This is a genomic window from Aeromonas sp. (assembly GCF_050252055.1).
Lineage (GTDB): Bacteria > Pseudomonadota > Gammaproteobacteria > Enterobacterales > Aeromonadaceae > Aeromonas > Aeromonas caviae.
Window position 1 is genome coordinate 50865 of the sequence record NZ_JBFWLQ010000002.1, and the last position, 15245, is coordinate 66109.

The following is a 15245-nucleotide window of genomic DNA, read 5'->3' on the forward strand; positions in this document are numbered from 1 at the left end:
GGTCAATCGAGTAGAAAAATTGAACACCTTGGGGGCTGTTTTACCCCTTGCGGGGGCTGACGGGGGTCTGCCGGCCCTGAAAAAACGGCGCCAGCCCGGTTTCCCGGTGCGTCTCGGCGGCGAGGCGCCTGCAGGCGGGATCTGCCATTGGCGGCCCTGGGCTGGTATAGTCCTGCGCCAACAAAAGAGGTTGGAGAGACGGCTTGCCGATGCCCCTGGGGCGGCGCCTCTCTTCGCGGCATCAAAGGATATCCCCATGAAATTCAGTCCCCTGCTCGATGAGATGATGAAGGCGCTGCAGGTCTTGCCGGGCGTGGGCCCGAAATCGGCCCAGCGCATGGCGTTCACCCTGCTGGAGCGCGAGCGCAGCGGCGGTCTGCGTCTGGCCTCCCTGCTCAACCGGGCGCTCACCGAAATCGGTCATTGCAGCCACTGCCGCACCTTTACCGAGAACGATCGCTGCGAGATCTGCGCCAATCCCAAGCGCGAGGAGAACGGCCTGCTCTGCGTGGTGGAGAGCCCGGCGGACGTGGCGGCCATCGAGCAGACCGGCCAGTTCTCCGGCCGTTACTTCGTGCTGATGGGCCACCTGTCGCCCCTTGACGGCATCGGCCCCGAGGAGCTGGGGCTCGATATCCTGGAGCGCCGCCTGCAAGAGGAGCAGATCAAGGAGCTGATCCTCGCCACCAACCCCACCATAGAGGGGGATGCCACCGCCTGGTACATCGCCGACATGGCCCGCACCGCCGGGGTGGAGGTGAGCCGCATCGCCCACGGTGTGCCGGTGGGCGGGGAGCTGGAGCTGGTGGATGGCACCACGCTCTCCCACTCCCTGATGGGGCGCCAGCGTCTGAGCTGAAGACGCCACGAACCCCAGCCCTCCCCTTGGCAGGGGAGGGAGCAATGGATCCTGCCCCACTCCTCCCTTTGGCAGGGGAGAAAGCAACGAACCCCACCCCGGCCCTCCCCTTGGCAGGGGAGGGAGCAATGGATCTTGCCTCACTCCTCTCTTTGGCAGGGGAGAAAGCAACGAACCCCACCCCGGCCCTCCCCTTGATAGGGGAGGGAGCAATGGATCTTGCCCCACTCCTCCCTTTGGCAGGGGAGAGCAAGGCTGACCCCGCCATTGGCTCCACGCTCGATCCCAATCTGACCCTCCTCGCCAGACAGGGGACGACGGTGCACCTCCCCCTTGTGAAGGGGGAGGCCGGGAGGGGGTTGCCTGTGTGGGCCAAGCGAGGGGCCGGTGTGCAAATTTGCTCTCAAGTTTGCACGCAAGCCCCTTGATATTTGAAAGGCCAACCCCATCTAGCTTGGGAATCTGTTCAACCCGACGTTTTGAGGACTGGTCGATGACCCAAAGTGTTCACGCCGAAACCCACGGCTTTCAGACTGAAGTCAAACAACTGCTGAGCCTGATGGCTCACAGCCTCTACTCCAACAAAGAAGTATTCCTGCGCGAGCTGATCTCCAACGCCTCCGATGCGGCGGACAAGCTGCGCTTCAAGGCGCTTTCCGATGCCTCTTTGTTCGAAAACGACGGCCAGCTGCGCGTGCGCCTGGTGGTGGACAAAGAGAACAAGACCCTGACCATCTCGGACAACGGCATCGGCATGACCCGTGACCAGGTGATCGAGCACCTGGGCACCATCGCCAAGTCCGGCACCGCCGAGTTCTTCAAGCACCTCTCCGGTGACCAGGGCAAGGATTCCCAGCTGATCGGCCAGTTCGGGGTGGGCTTCTACTCCGCCTTCATCGTGGCCGACAAGGTGACCGTGGTCTCCCGCGCCGCCGGCACCGCGCCGGAGCAGGGCGTGCAGTGGGAATCACAAGGGGAAGGCTCCTTCACCGTGGCTGACGTGACCAAAGCCGGTCGCGGCACCGACGTCATCCTGCACCTGCGCAGCGATGAAGAGGAGTTCCTGGACGACTGGCGCCTGCGCTCCGTGGTCAGCAAATATTCCGACCACATCAGCGTGCCGGTAGAGATGTTCAAGGAGGGCACGCCGGATCGGGAAGAAGACGGTGAAACCATCGTCGGCACCCCGGGGGAGTGGGAGCAGGTCAACCGCGCCACTGCGCTCTGGACCCGCAACCCGAAGGACATCAAGGACGAGGAGTACCAGGAGTTCTACAAGCACGTCGCCCACGACTTCGAAGATCCGCTCCTGTGGGGTCACAACCGGGTGGAAGGGGCCCAGGAGTACACCAGCCTGCTCTACATCCCGGCCCGTGCGCCGTTCGATCTCTACAACCGCGAACAGAAGCACGGTCTGAAACTCTATGTGCAGCGCGTCTTCATCATGGACGATGCCGAGCAGTTCATGCCGACCTACCTGCGCTTCGTGAAAGGGGTGCTGGACTCCAACGATCTGCCGCTCAACGTCAGCCGTGAAATCCTGCAGGACAACAAGGTGACCGCCTCCCTGCGCAAGGCCTGCTCCAAGCGCGTGCTCACCATGCTCAACAAGCTGGCGAAAGAGGATGGCGAGAAGTACGCCAAGTTCTGGAGCGAGTTCGGCAATGTGCTCAAAGAGGGCCCGGCCGAGGATTACGCCAACCGGGAAGAGATCGCGAAGCTCTTGCGCTTTGCCAGCACCGCTGGCGAGGGCGAAGCCCAGACCGTGTCGCTCGAGGATTACGTTGGCCGCATGAAGGAAGGTCAGCAGAAGATTTACTACATCACCGCCGACTCTTATGCCGCTGCCAAGAACAGCCCGCACCTCGAGATCTTCCGCAAGAAGGGCGTCGAAGTGCTGCTGATGTGGGAGCGGGTGGACGAGTGGCTGATGAGCCACCTGACCGAGTTCGACGGCAAGCAGCTGGTCTCCGTCACCCGTGGCGAACTGGATCTCGGGGATCTGGAAGACGACGCCTCCAAGCAGGCGCAGGAAGAGGCCGAAAAAGCCAACGCCGGTCTGGTGGAGCGGGTCAAGAAGAGCCTCGGTGAAGCTGTGAAAGAGGTGCGCGTCACCCACCGTCTGACCGACTCGCCGTCCTGCATCGTCACCGACGCCCACGGCATGAGCACCCAGATGATCAAGCTGATGCGCGCCGCCGGTCAGCCGGTGCCGGAGCAGAAGTACATCCTGGAGCTCAACCCCGACCATGCCCTGGTGAAGAAGCTCGGCACCATCGAGGATGAGAGCCTGTTTGGCGAGTGGGTCTCCCTCCTGCACGAGCAGGCCCAGCTGGCGGAGCAGGGCGGCCTCAATGATCCGGCGAGCTTCGTCTCCCGTATCAACCGTCTGCTACTCCAGGCGTGATGTGATTGTGATTGGCCCACTGCATGACAGTGGGCTTTTTTTTGGCCGTTCCCCTCTGGTGCGCTGCTGCATTTTCAATCATTTTTCGTGGTCGTCGTCTGCGTCTTTGGTCGCAGAGACGGGGCGGGAGTGTGGTGATAATCTGGCCACTCACACGGGGCGAGCTTGTTAATACGGGCGAAAACGTGTAGTTTTTTGCCTTCTCAAGAATTGAATAACCAATCAACTAGGAGCGTGTATGCGCATTGTTCTGTTGGGAGCTCCGGGCGCCGGCAAGGGTACCCAGGCTCAGTTCATCATGGAAAAACACGGTATTCCGCAGATCTCCACCGGCGACATGCTGCGTGCGGCGATCAAGGCGGGTACCGAGCTGGGCCTGAAGGCCAAAGCCGTGATGGACGCAGGTCAGCTCGTCTCCGACGACATCATCATCGGCCTGGTCAAAGAACGCATCGCGCAACCGGATTGCGCCAACGGCTTCCTGCTGGACGGCTTCCCACGCACCATTCCCCAGGCGCAAGCCATGAAGGATGCCGGTGTGACCGTGGACTTCGTGCTGGAGTTCGACGTGCCGGACGAAGAGATTGTCAAGCGCATGAGCGGCCGCCGCGTGCACTCCGGCTCCGGCCGTACCTACCACGTGGTGTTCAACCCGCCGAAAGTGGAAGGCAAGGATGACGTGACCGGTGAAGATCTGGTGATCCGTGCCGACGACGAAGAGACCACAGTGCGCAAGCGTCTGGATGTCTACCATCAGCAGACCGCGCCGCTCATCGGTTTCTACGGCAAGGAAGCGGAAGCAGGCAACACCCGTTACGTCAAGATCGACGGCACTCAGCCGGTGGATCTGGTCAGCCAGCAACTGGCCGCCATTCTCGGTTAAGCCATTCAGGGCCGGCAGGACGCAGCCGTTCGCCGGCTGGCTACGAGGGTGAGAAAAGGGTCCATACCGGGCCCTTTCTTGCATTCCATTCCCACGACACAGAACGACAGGATGCTAACGTGACCACGAAAACCGGGATCTTGCTGGTCAATCTGGGTACCCCGGCCGCGCCGACCACGGCGGCGGTCAAGGCATTTCTCAGCCAGTTTCTGCACGATCAGCGGGTCGTCGACCTGCCGCGCTACCTCTGGTGCCCCCTGCTTCACTTCATCATCCTGCCGACCCGCTCCCCCAAGGTGGCCAAGCTCTATCAGCAGGTGTGGACCGAGCAGGGTTCCCCCCTGATGGTCATCAGCCAGCAGCAGCGCGCGGCCCTGGAGCACGAGCTCAAGCGGGAAGGGGTCGAGGTGCCGGTGGCGCTCGCCATGACCTATGGCGCCCCGTCGCTGGCCGATGGCTGGCAGGCCCTCAAGGCCCAGGGGGTCAACCGGGTGATCCTGCTGCCGCTCTATCCCCAGTATTCGGTCAGTACCACCGCCTCGGTGTTCGACGCCTGGGCCAGGGCGATGAAAACCGAGCGCAATCTGCCGGTGGTGCGGCTCATCCGCGATTACCATGCCCACCCGGAGTACATCCAGGCGCTGGCCATGAGCGTGCGTCGCCACTGGGAGCAGCACGGCCAGGGGGAGCATCTGCTGATGTCCTTCCACGGCATTCCCGAGCGCTACGAGCGGGAAGGGGATCCCTATGGTCATCAGTGCAGGCGCACCGCCGCCCTGCTGGCGGAGGCCCTGGGGCTGGCCCCGGAGCAGTGGACCGCGAGCTTCCAGTCCCGCTTTGGCAAGGAGGAGTGGCTCAAGCCCTACACGGACCTGACCGTGGGCGAATTGCCCTCTCGCGGCGTCAAGCGGCTCGATGTCATCTGCCCGGCCTTCTCGGCGGATTGCCTCGAGACCCTGGAGGAGATCCAGGTGCAGAACCGGGAGATCTTCATGGCCGCCGGTGGTGAGCAGTTTGAATACATCCCGGCCCTCAACAGCGATCAGGCCCATATCCGCATGATGGTTTCCCTCATCTGTCGCGAGCTGGCATGATGGCCGTTCTCATCCGGTGCCCGACGTGGCGGACGTTCGGATTCAACGATAAAGGAGTGTCCTGATGATGCATATCACGCTGATTTACGCCGGCCTGCTCGGGCTCTTGTTCCTGCTGCTCTCCTTCTGGGTGGTCAAGCGCCGCGCCCAGTTCAGGGTGATGATAGGGGAGGGGGAAGCCCCCGAGATGCTGGCCGCGATCCGCGCCCACGGCAACTTTGCCGAGTACGTGCCCCTCACCCTGCTGCTGATGGCCCTGTGCGAACTGGCGGGGGTCGGGGCGCTCTGGCTGCACCTGGGTGGTGTGCTGCTGCTGGTGGGTCGCATCCTGCATGCCATCGGCATCCAGATCCCCAGGGCTCCCAACATGCCGCGCCTCTTCGGCACCCTCTTCTTCTGGCTGTCGCTGGGGATTTTCTCGGTGCTGGCCCTGGTGCAGGGGCTCTCGGCAAGCTGAATGTCATCCCGCAACACCACCCCGTCACGGGGTGGTTTTTTATGGCAGGCAAGTCAAACGTTTTCCTCGCAAACCCTTGTCTATACTGACCTCAAAATTCAATCGTGCGACTTTTCGGCGTGGTGGATTGTGTTAAAATCCCGCCCCTCTTTTCCCCAGAGCACAGAAGATTGCCATGAAATTTCCCGGTCAGCGCAAGTCCAAACACTACTTCCCGGTCGACAGACGTGATCCCCTGATCCCGCAGAATTCCCAGCTCACCGAACTGGGCAAGGCCTATGTAGTGGGCATCGATCAGACTCTGGTGGATATCGAAGCCCATGTGGACGAAGACTTCCTGAACCGGTACGGCCTGAGCAAGGGCCACTCCATGCTCATCTCCGACGAGGTGGCGGAGCTGGTCTACGACGAGCTCAAGGCAAACAACATGGTGGTGAGCGAATTTGCCGGCGGCACCATCGGCAACACCATGCACAACTATTCCGTGCTGGCGGACTCCCACTCCATCCTGCTTGGCGTCATGAGCCAGGACATCCGCATCGGCAGCTATGCCTATCGCTATCTGTGCAACACCTCCTCCCGGGTCAACCTCGACTACCTGCAGCCGGTGGACGGCCCGGTCGGGCGCTGCTTCACCTTCATCACCGAAGGGGGAGAGCGCAGCTTTGGCATCAACGCCGGAAAGATGGATCACCTGGATGTGGACCACATCCCCGAGACCATCATCAAGGAGGCCTCGGCCCTGGTGATCACCGCCTACCTGGTGCGCGGCGCCGACGGCACGCCCATGAAGGAGGCCGCCATGGCCGCGGTGCGCTATGCCCGCGAGGCCGGGGTGCCCGTGGTGCTGACCCTGGGCACCCGCTTCGTCATCGACGAGAATCCCCAGTGGTGGCGCGATTTCATCAGCGAGAACGTGACCGTGCTCGCCATGAACGAGGACGAGGCGGAGGCCCTGACCGGGATAAAGGATCCCCTCGGCGCGGCCGACAAGGCGCTGGACTGGGCGGACATGGTGCTCTGCACCGCCGGCCCCATCGGCCTCTACATGGCGAGCTACACCGACGAGGACTACAAGCGCGAGACCACCCACACCCTGCTGCCCGGCGTCATCCCCGAGTTCAACATGTACGAGTTCAGCCGCCCCATGGCCCGGGACAAGTGCCGCAAGCCTGCGCGTATCTACTCCCACATCTCCCCCTACATGGGCGGCCCGGAGAAGATCAAGAACACCAACGGGGCAGGGGACGGGGCGCTGTCCGCCGTGCTGCACGACATGGTGGCGAACGCCTACCACCGCATGAACGTGCCGAACTCCGCCAAGCATCTCTCGGAATTCCTGACCTACTCCTCTCTGGCCCAGGTGTGCAAGTACGCCAACCGGGTTAGCTACGAGGTGCTGGCCCAGAGCAGCCCGCGCCTCTCCCGCGGGTTGCCGGAGAAGGAAGACAGCCTGGAAGAGGTGTACTGGGAGCGGTGATACCTCTTCCTGTCGACCACGAGAAAGGGTGCCACTGGGCACCCTTTCTTGTTTTTGGGGCTGGATCATGTTTTTGGCATCGCTTTTGCTGACATCGTGGACAGCCCGCGTCGCGGCGGCATACCTTGTGTTAAGGATATGTAGCTGCTGCGGGGCGAGGGTATGTTGAGACAATGGAGTATCGGTCGGCGTCTGTCGTTGGTGACCCTGATGGTGCTGGCGCTGCTGGGACTGCTGCTGTTCTTCTGCCTGCAGATCTATCAGCAGGGGCTGATGGGGGAGAAGAGCCGCCAGACCCAGGCTCAGGTGGAGACCGCCTACAGCCTGGTGGCGGGGCTGGAAGCCAGGGTGCGCAAGGGGGAGATGGACGAGGCGAGCGCCAAGGCCGAGGCGCTGGCGCTGATCAAGGGGTTGCGTTACGGCAACGATGACTACTTCTGGATCAACGACAGCCACCCCACCATGGTGATGCACCCCATGAAACCCGAGCTGGACGGCAAGGATCTCTCCGGGGTGGAGGACAAGCAGGGGCTCAGGCTGTTCGTCGCCTTCGCCGATCTGGCCCGGGCCCAGGGCGCGGGGGAGGTGGCCTACTACTGGCCCAAGCCGGGGGTGGACGAACCGGTACGCAAGATCTCCTACATCAAGCGCTTCGCCCCCTGGGACTGGATCATCGGCACCGGCGTCTATGTGGACGACGTCGAGGCCCAGTACCGGGAGGTGCTGCACACCCTGCTGGGGATCGGGCTGGTGCTGGCCCTCCTGCTGTTTGCCGTGGTCGGCCTCATTGTGCGCAGCATCGTCGTGCCCCTCTCCCGCTCGGTCTCGGCCCTTGGCAACATCGCCAGGGGGGAGGGGGATCTGCGGGTACGTCTGCCGGAGTCGGGGCGTGACGAGCTGAGCCAGCTCAGCATCAACTTCAACCTCTTCGCCAGCCAGATGGCGCAGCTGGTGGCCCGCAGCCAGCAGATAGCGGATCAGAACCGGGTGCATGCCCACCAGCTGGCCGAGGTGGTGGAGCGTACCGGCGCCATCGTCACCGGCCAGGAGCAGGATACCCTGCGGGTGGCCAGCGCCATGGAGCAGATGACGGTGAGCAGCCGTGAAGTGGGCCAGCACGCGGCCCAGGCCGCCGATGCGGCGGACTCGGCCCTCAATCTGGCCCAGCATGGCCGCGAGGTGGTGGTCCAGACCCGGGAGTCCATCAGCCAGTTGGCGGACGAAATGGTGGAGACGGTGCAGGCGGTGAGCCGCCTCGAGCAGGAGACTCAGCAGATTGGCTCCGTGCTCGACGTCATTCGCGGGGTGGCGGAGCAGACCAACCTGCTGGCCCTCAACGCCGCCATTGAAGCGGCACGGGCCGGGGAGCAGGGGCGCGGCTTTGCGGTGGTCGCCGATGAGGTGCGTACCTTGGCGACCCGCACCCACAGCTCCACCGACGAGATCCGGCAGATGATCCAGCGGCTGCAGGAGGGGGCCGGCAAGGTGGTCAGCGGCATCAGCCAGTTGCAGCAGCTCTCCCGCGCGACGGCGGACAGGGCCGGCGATGCGGATGTCGCCATCAATGCCATCGATGGATCCGTCCACACCATTACTGCCATGAATGGGCAGATTGCCACGGCGGCGGCGGAGCAGAGCCGGGCGGCGGAGGAGATCAACCAGCGGCTGGTGGCCATCACCCAGCTGGCGGCGGATGCCCTGGCCCAGAACCGGCTGACCGAGCAGGCATCCGGGCAACTGGCGCTGGCCTGCGACGAGCTGGGGGCCCTGGTGGCGAAATATCGCATCTGACGGCCTTTATCCCCGCTTTTTCGGGATAAGGCTTGAGTCTGGGGGGCTTTTGGGACACCATCTGCCCCATTCTCGGCCAGCCCTGGCCGACAGCCTGCCATTGCTTTGCAAGAGAGAGACCCCATGAGCAAACTAACTGACAATCTTGACGCCAATTTCCAGCTGTTCATCGAAGAAGTCCGCGAGTCGGGTCAGGTGTGGGGTCTGCGCTACGGTGAAGACTGGGTGGTGTGCCGCTCCGCCGAGTTCGAAGATGCGGACGTGATGCCGCTCTGGTCCGCCGAAGGGGATGCCCGCCTGCACTGCGTGGACGAGTGGGCGGATTACGAGCCGGAAGTGATCGAGCTCGAAGAGTTCCTGGACATCTGGATCAACGATCTGGACGAGGATGACGTGCTGGTCGGCCCGAACTGGAACGCCGATCTGGAAGGTCAGGAGCTCGAGCCCATCGAGCTGGCCAAGGCGCTGGTGGAACTGGACGCCTGAGTCAGCCGACCTGCCGGATTGTGATGAACCGGCCCCCTTCGGGGGGCCGGTTTTTTTATGGCCGCCATGGGCCATGAAAGGCGATTTGCCTTTGCACCCGTCCCGGGGATGGGTCATCATCAACCCTTTGCCGATCGGGAGGTGCCATGTTTGTCTTTGACGTGACCACGAAGGCGGGGGCGCAGGGGAGGATCCAGGTGCAGGCGCTGGACTGGAGCCAGAGCGGCCCGGTGAGCTTTCAGTGTGACAGCGACGAGCTGGCCCTGGTGCTGCTGAGCGGGTGCCGCTGCGATGCCGTGGGGTACTTCAATCTGCTGGGGGGCTGCAAGCCGCTCTACGTGGAGCAGTGGCTCACCTATTTGCAGGAGCGTGGCCAGCTGGAGAAGGTCACGGCCCGCCAGGAGAGCCCGTCCCAACCCGATTACCTGACCCGGGCCGGGCTGGCGGATGACGAGCTCAATGCCCTGCTCGGCCAGATCTACAAGGTGGCCGGGTTCAACCGCCTGCAGATCAACCGCTACCTCAAGCATCGCCACAACCCGACCATGCTGGCGACCCGTTACGATCAGAAGGAGCTGGAGCGTTATCGCCAGCTCAACGACATCATTCTGACCCTGTTGAAGCTGAAACCGTCTCCGTGAAGATCCCCATCTGACCGATCTCCGGCCCCAGCTCCTGGGGTCGGGCGATGAGGTAGCCCTGCAAGCCGTCCACATACATGCTCTGCAGCATCTGCTTCTGGCCTATCTGTTCCACCCCTTCCGCGATCACCAGGCAGCCCATGCGATGGGAGACGTCGACGATCATCCGCACGAACTGCTGATTGGTGAGATCCTGCTCCAGCTCGGTGATGAGACCGGGGTCCAGCTTGATGTAGTCGGGTTTGAGCTCGCGAAACAGGCTGAAGGAGCCGATCCCCTTGCCGAAGTTGCAGATGGCCGAGCGGCTGCCGTGGCGCCTGAGCAGCTCGAACAGCCGCCTGGACCCGGTCAGGTTGCGCTCCAGGTGCTCCTCGTCGAGCTCGAACACCAGGTTGGCCCCGATGTCGGGGTCTTTTTGCAACTGGTGATCAAGCCAGATGAGAAAGGCGCTGTTTTGCAGCAGGGAGCCCGGCAGGTTGAGACCCCATCGGCTGTTGTGGCCTCCGAAGGCGCGGTATTGGCGGATGACGTGGCGGATCACCATCTGGGTCAGGCGCAGTACCATGTCCAGCCGCTGCGCCATGGCGAGCAGGGTATCACTTGGCAGCACGGTGCCGTCGCTGCTGCAAAAGCGGGGATAGATCTCGTGATAGGCGAGCATGCCGCGATGCAGGGGCTGGATAGGCTGGCAGGTGAAGTTGACGCTCTCCTGCTCCAGCAGATCGGTCAGCACCTGGGTCCAGTGACGCTGACCCTGCACTTCTACCACCTCGTCGTTCTGCTGGATGGCCCAGCCATTGACTACCTCTGTCTGGGCGCGGGCCAGCGCGAGATCCGCCCGGGCCAGAATGGCCTCTATCTTCTGCTCGCTGCTCAAGCGGGTCATGCCCGAGTAGGCGGCGCTCTCGAGCTCGTGATCGTGCTGATAGCGATCGAAGGCGAGCTTCAGATCCCGTCCCAGCAGATGGGGCGGGATCTGGGCCAGGGGGGGCAGCAGGACGGCAAAATCGGCCCCCGAGATGCGATAGACCCGGTGGCCCGGGAAGCGGCTGACGGTGTGGCTGATGAGGGCGGCGATGTCCCGGATGTAGGCATCCCCGGACTGGAAGCCGCGCTGGGCGTTGAGGGTCCCGAGCTCGGTGGCGCGGATGAGCACCAGGATGGCGGTCTGGGTGTTTTCCTGTTGCAGCAGCTCGGTCAGATCGCGCCGGAAGGCGTGGCGGTTGCCAAGGCCCGTCATCTCGTCCCGGGTCGCCTGATTGTGCAATTCGGTGATCTGGCGGTGGGCATCGATCTCGGCCTCATTGAAGGACGCAAGGAGCTGGCGCAGAGCCGTTTGTGCCTGTACGCTGTCGAGCATGGCGGGATCCCGCTGCTGCAGCGCCAGCAGCCAGCGTTGCTCCTGCCTCGCCTTTTCCCCACGGCGCACGCTGTGGGTGAGAAAGAGCAGCAGGGCGAATCCCGTCAGGGTGGTCATCAGGACCAGCAGCAGGGTGAGCGGTGAGGCGGGGGGGGCGAGCAGCACTCCCTGCAACAGCAGCATGGGAATGCAGACCAGTGCGCTGACCAGCAGCAGGTTTCCCTCATGTTTATTCAACATCGTTTCATCCTTGATGATGTTCATGATGTAGAAATTCTAACCAAGTCGCTGGCGCAAAACATGAGTACTCACGCAACTCCACGATAAAGCGCCGGCGGAATGCAACTAAATGTGAGTGAAAACACTTTCATGGTCTGTAAAAAAAGCGAAGATGGGTTGAAAACAGCCCCAACAGAGCAGAGGTAGATATGTTGCTAGAACCCGTAGACACCGCCAAAGCACGGCAACTATTGAATCAGAGTATGGCCTTGGTGCTCGCAGGGGGACGGGGCAGCCGCCTGAAGCAGTTGACCGATAACCGCGCCAAGCCCGCCGTCCACTTTGGCGGCAAATTCCGTATCATCGACTTCGTGCTCTCCAACTGCATCAACTCCGGCATCCGCCGGGTGGGTGTGGTGACCCAGTACAAGTCCCACAGCCTGTTGCGCCACCTGCAATCGGGCTGGTCTTTCCTGCGTTACCAGATGAACGAGTTCATCGACTTGCTGCCCGCCCAGCAGCGGGTGGACGAGGTGCACTGGTATCGCGGCACCGCAGATGCCATCTACCAGAACGTCGACATCATCCGTGACTACGGTCCCAAGTACATCGTGGTGCTGGCAGGGGATCACATCTACAAGATGGACTACGCCGCCATGCTGCTGGATCACGTGCGCCTCGGCGCCAAGGTGACGGTGGCCTGTATCGAGGTACCACGCTGCGAGGCATCGGCCTTCGGGGTGATGGACATCGACGAGCAACGCAAGATCCGCGCCTTCGTGGAGAAACCGGCCAATCCGCCCGCCATGCCGGGCTGCGAGGATCGCTCGCTGGCCTCCATGGGCATCTACATCTTCGAGGCGGAGTACCTCTACCAGTTGCTGGAAGAGGACATCCACAACCAGGAGTCCAAGCACGACTTCGGCATGGATGTGATCCCGCGCATCGTGGGGGAGGGCAAGGCCTTTGCCCACCCGTTCAACATGTCCTGTGTCGGGGCCAAGGAGGGGCAAAAACCCTACTGGCGCGACGTGGGGACCCTGGATTCGTTCTGGGAGGCGAACATGGACCTTGCCTCCGTGGTGCCCGAGCTCGACATCTATGACGAGAACTGGCCCATCTGGACCAGCCAGAACATGTCGCCCCCGGCCAAGTTCGTGCAGGACAGAAACGGCCAGCACGGCATGACCATCAACTCCATGTTTGCGGGGGGCTCCATCGTGAGCGGCTCCTTCGTGCTCAACTCGGTGTTGTTCACCAACGTGCGGGTGCACTCCTTCTGTACCCTGGATCAGGCGGTGATCTTCCCCGGGGTCGAGATCGGGGCTGGTTGCCGCTTGCGCCGGGTGGTGGTGGACAAGGGGTGCAAGCTGCCAGACGGCCTGGTGGTGGGGGAGAACGCGGACGAGGATGCACGCCGCTTCTACCGCTCCGAGCAGGGCATCGTGCTGGTGACCAAGCCGATGCTGGCCAAGCTCGGCTAACCTCGTCAACACAGACAAAAAAAGGGAGCCCTGGGCTCCCTTTCTATTGGTGGTCGATTTATTTCTCGCTGACCAGGGCCTTGCCGGCCATCACCATGGCGGTGCCATGCTTGCCACCGGCGGCGGTCACTTGCGGGACGCCATCTTCGTCGGTGTCGCTGCCGGCACCCTCGATGACGTTCTCGCCGGAGTCGCCGATCCACTCGGCCATCTGCATGCCGCCGTTGACGGTGCCGCGGAACCAGCTCACGTAGCGCTGGGTCAGCTGGGCCAGCTCCAGCTCGGGTGCCTTCTCGGCCCCTTCGTTGCGCAGGTTCAGCATGGCGGAGCGCAGGGCGCCGGAGATGGCGGCCTGGGTCCAGGGGGTGTATTCACCCTGCTTGCCGGCGAGCCAGGTACCAGCCTTCTGGTTGAAGTAGGCCTTGTCGGCGGCGATGAAGAGCTCGCGCGCCGCGGTGCGGTACTTGGCATCCGAGGTGGCCAGGAAGGCGGCGGTCAGGCCGCGGATGGCGGCGAACTGCGCGTCGATGGACTGACCGGCGTCAAGCTTGCCGCCCAGGGTCAGACCGTCATGGACCAGGCCGTTCTTGCCCTTGAGGTTGGCGAGGATGAAATCAGCCTGCTTGCGGACCAGTGCGATCGCCTGCTCACCCTGCGGGGTCTTGAGGTTCAGCTCGCCATTGTCACCGGCGGCGTAACCCACCGGCAGCGCATCCTGGGCGCGCTGGAAGATCTGCAGGGCGACCAGGGCGTAGGCGGCGTCGAAGGTGGTGACGTGCCCGGCCTGTTTGCCAGCCTGCCAGCTGTCGACCAGGGTGCCGGCCTTGGGCTCGAAGTGCAGGGCCAGCAGGTTCTTGAAGGTGAGGTTGGAGAGGTTCAGGGCCAGGGAGAAGGCATCGCTGCCCGCCACCGCCTTGCCCAGATCGTTGGTCTGGTTGGCTGCCGGAGCGGCGGCGAACGGGGCACCGTCAAACACGGCGTGGAAGGCCGGGTTCTGGTTGGTGTTGGCCGTGCGCTGATCGCTGAAGGCGTAGAACTCGGAGAGGGGCCACAGCAGCATCCAGGCGTCGCGCAACTGGGCGGAGCCGTCCACGACCTCCAGCTTGCCGATGGCACCGGCGTCGTTCTTGCTGGTCTCGGTCACTTTCACCTGATGAGGGAAGTAGACAACCCCCTTGGCCGGATCGTACTGCGGGGTGATTTTGGCGCCCAGGGTCTTGCCGTCAAAGCCGAGCTGACCTTGCAGGATGGCGAGCTTGTCGATGGACTGCTCGGTCAGCATCATGCCGTTGAAGCCGTCGGCGGCAGAAACCCCCAGCTTGTGCTTGCCGTCCTGATCCATGGTGGCGGACGCGGCTTCCACCTCTTCATCGGTCTCGGCTACGTGCATGCCGCCGAGGAAGTCCTGGGACCACATCACTTCCTTGAGCAGGATGCCGCCCACGGCGGCCGGGACCAGCAGGTTGTCACTGCCGCTCCAGCGCAGGGTGGCGTAGTCGCGGAAGTAGGCGGGGACCTGGGTCTTGACGCTCTTCTCGTTGCCCTTGGCGGTCTTGATGGTGATCTGGTCACCGTTGACCGGGGTGGCGTTCACGGCCTGGGCGAACTCCGGGTTGGCGGAGGCGTAGGGCAGGGAGAGGGGATACATGCCCTGGGGAATTTCATCGGCGGGGAAGCCGACGGCCTCGGCCATGGCCAGTACCCGTTTGCCCAGGTCGGCCAGGGTACCGCCACGGGCCTGGTTTTGCGGCCCGTTTACCAGATGGGGGCCCATGCCGGACTGGTAGTTGAGGGCGTACATTGCCTCTTCGGAGTATTCATAGGATTCGATGCCGGCGGCGAAGTCGAACGGGGTCGGCTCGTCGGCGCGGTTGGCGTCCAGCACATCCAGATCCAGACCGAGGGCCTCGGCCAGCGGCTCGCCGGAGAGCTCGAATTCGGTGTAGGCCAGCATGTTGGCGGCGGTGTTGAACGTCTTGTCCTCCACCTTGACGGCAGCCTGTGCGGCGCTGCTGAGGAGTGCGCAGGCGATCGCCTGCACCAGTACGGTTTTTCTCATGTCCTTCTCACCATATTGTTGATTT

12 protein-coding genes are annotated in these 15245 nt (G+C 63.1%); 10 read left to right on the plus strand and 2 right to left on the minus strand.

Annotated elements, in window-relative coordinates; all coding sequences use genetic code 11:
• The first annotated feature begins 256 nt into the window (after positions 1-256).
• The 9 genes from recR to AB7E19_RS04005 all read left to right on the plus strand — a co-directional run bounded on the left by recR (position 257) and on the right by AB7E19_RS04005 (position 10098).
• The gene (gene recR, locus AB7E19_RS03965) at positions 257-859 is read left to right on the plus strand and encodes a recombination mediator RecR (protein WP_010674419.1); all 603 of its coding nucleotides are present in this window, start codon (positions 257-259) and stop codon (positions 857-859) included.
• Positions 860-1352: 493 nt separating this feature from the next.
• On the plus strand, positions 1353-3266 hold the full coding sequence (htpG, locus tag AB7E19_RS03970; protein WP_039038912.1) for a molecular chaperone HtpG: 1914 nt from the start codon (positions 1353-1355) through the stop codon (positions 3264-3266).
• 238 nt (positions 3267-3504) lie between these two features.
• Positions 3505-4149, plus strand: coding sequence for an adenylate kinase (gene adk, locus AB7E19_RS03975; RefSeq protein WP_010674422.1), 645 nt, complete (start codon positions 3505-3507; stop codon positions 4147-4149).
• A 119-nt stretch (positions 4150-4268) separates the two neighbouring features.
• Positions 4269-5243, plus strand: coding sequence for a ferrochelatase (gene hemH, locus AB7E19_RS03980; protein ID WP_042017278.1), 975 nt, complete (start codon positions 4269-4271; stop codon positions 5241-5243).
• 64 nt (positions 5244-5307) lie between these two features.
• Positions 5308-5700 (plus strand): MAPEG family protein, encoded by a 393-nt coding sequence (locus AB7E19_RS03985; RefSeq protein WP_010674424.1) that lies wholly within the window; start codon positions 5308-5310, stop codon positions 5698-5700.
• A 175-nt stretch (positions 5701-5875) separates the two neighbouring features.
• Positions 5876-7180 (plus strand): inosine/guanosine kinase, encoded by a 1305-nt coding sequence (locus AB7E19_RS03990; RefSeq protein ID WP_010674425.1) that lies wholly within the window; start codon positions 5876-5878, stop codon positions 7178-7180.
• 162 nt (positions 7181-7342) lie between these two features.
• On the plus strand, positions 7343-8971 hold the full coding sequence (locus tag AB7E19_RS03995; protein ID WP_225315776.1) for a methyl-accepting chemotaxis protein: 1629 nt from the start codon (positions 7343-7345) through the stop codon (positions 8969-8971).
• A gap of 123 nt (positions 8972-9094) precedes the next feature.
• The gene (locus AB7E19_RS04000) at positions 9095-9457 is read left to right on the plus strand and encodes a DUF2750 domain-containing protein (protein ID WP_010674427.1); all 363 of its coding nucleotides are present in this window, start codon (positions 9095-9097) and stop codon (positions 9455-9457) included.
• A gap of 146 nt (positions 9458-9603) precedes the next feature.
• The gene (locus AB7E19_RS04005) at positions 9604-10098 is read left to right on the plus strand and encodes a hypothetical protein (RefSeq protein WP_010674428.1); all 495 of its coding nucleotides are present in this window, start codon (positions 9604-9606) and stop codon (positions 10096-10098) included.
• Here AB7E19_RS04005 and AB7E19_RS04010 read toward each other — a convergent pair.
• Complete coding sequence (locus AB7E19_RS04010) at positions 10061-11698, minus strand: EAL domain-containing protein (RefSeq protein ID WP_069652607.1); 1638 nt, start codon at positions 11696-11698, stop codon at positions 10061-10063. The genes AB7E19_RS04005 and AB7E19_RS04010 overlap by 38 nt on opposite strands.
• Positions 11699-11886: 188 nt before the next feature.
• On the opposite strand from AB7E19_RS04010, the gene glgC reads away from it, so the two are divergent.
• Complete coding sequence (gene glgC / locus AB7E19_RS04015) at positions 11887-13161, plus strand: glucose-1-phosphate adenylyltransferase (protein ID WP_039038908.1); 1275 nt, start codon at positions 11887-11889, stop codon at positions 13159-13161.
• Positions 13162-13219: 58 nt separating this feature from the next.
• On the opposite strand, the gene AB7E19_RS04020 is transcribed toward glgC, so the two are convergent.
• Positions 13220-15220, minus strand: coding sequence for a hypothetical protein (locus AB7E19_RS04020; protein WP_427934645.1), 2001 nt, complete (start codon positions 15218-15220; stop codon positions 13220-13222).
• Between the last annotated feature and the right edge of the window lie 25 nt (positions 15221-15245).

Excerpts from the sequence above, each read along its gene's own strand:
- AB7E19_RS03990 (WP_010674425.1), top strand. The coding sequence starts at position 5,876 with ATGAAATTTCCCGGTCAGCGCAAGTCCAAACACTACTTCCCGGTCGAC.
- AB7E19_RS04000 (WP_010674427.1), top strand. The coding sequence starts at position 9,095 with ATGAGCAAACTAACTGACAATCTTGACGCCAATTTCCAGCTGTTCATC.
- AB7E19_RS04020 (WP_427934645.1), bottom strand. The coding sequence starts at position 15,220 with ATGAGAAAAACCGTACTGGTGCAGGCGATCGCCTGCGCACTCCTCAGC.
- htpG (WP_039038912.1), top strand. The coding sequence starts at position 1,353 with ATGACCCAAAGTGTTCACGCCGAAACCCACGGCTTTCAGACTGAAGTC.
- AB7E19_RS04005 (WP_010674428.1), top strand. The coding sequence starts at position 9,604 with ATGTTTGTCTTTGACGTGACCACGAAGGCGGGGGCGCAGGGGAGGATC.
- AB7E19_RS03985 (WP_010674424.1), top strand. The coding sequence starts at position 5,308 with ATGATGCATATCACGCTGATTTACGCCGGCCTGCTCGGGCTCTTGTTC.
- adk (WP_010674422.1), top strand. The coding sequence starts at position 3,505 with ATGCGCATTGTTCTGTTGGGAGCTCCGGGCGCCGGCAAGGGTACCCAG.
- AB7E19_RS03995 (WP_225315776.1), top strand. The coding sequence starts at position 7,343 with ATGTTGAGACAATGGAGTATCGGTCGGCGTCTGTCGTTGGTGACCCTG.
- recR (WP_010674419.1), top strand. The coding sequence starts at position 257 with ATGAAATTCAGTCCCCTGCTCGATGAGATGATGAAGGCGCTGCAGGTC.
- glgC (WP_039038908.1), top strand. The coding sequence starts at position 11,887 with ATGTTGCTAGAACCCGTAGACACCGCCAAAGCACGGCAACTATTGAAT.
- AB7E19_RS04010 (WP_069652607.1), bottom strand. The coding sequence starts at position 11,698 with ATGTTGAATAAACATGAGGGAAACCTGCTGCTGGTCAGCGCACTGGTC.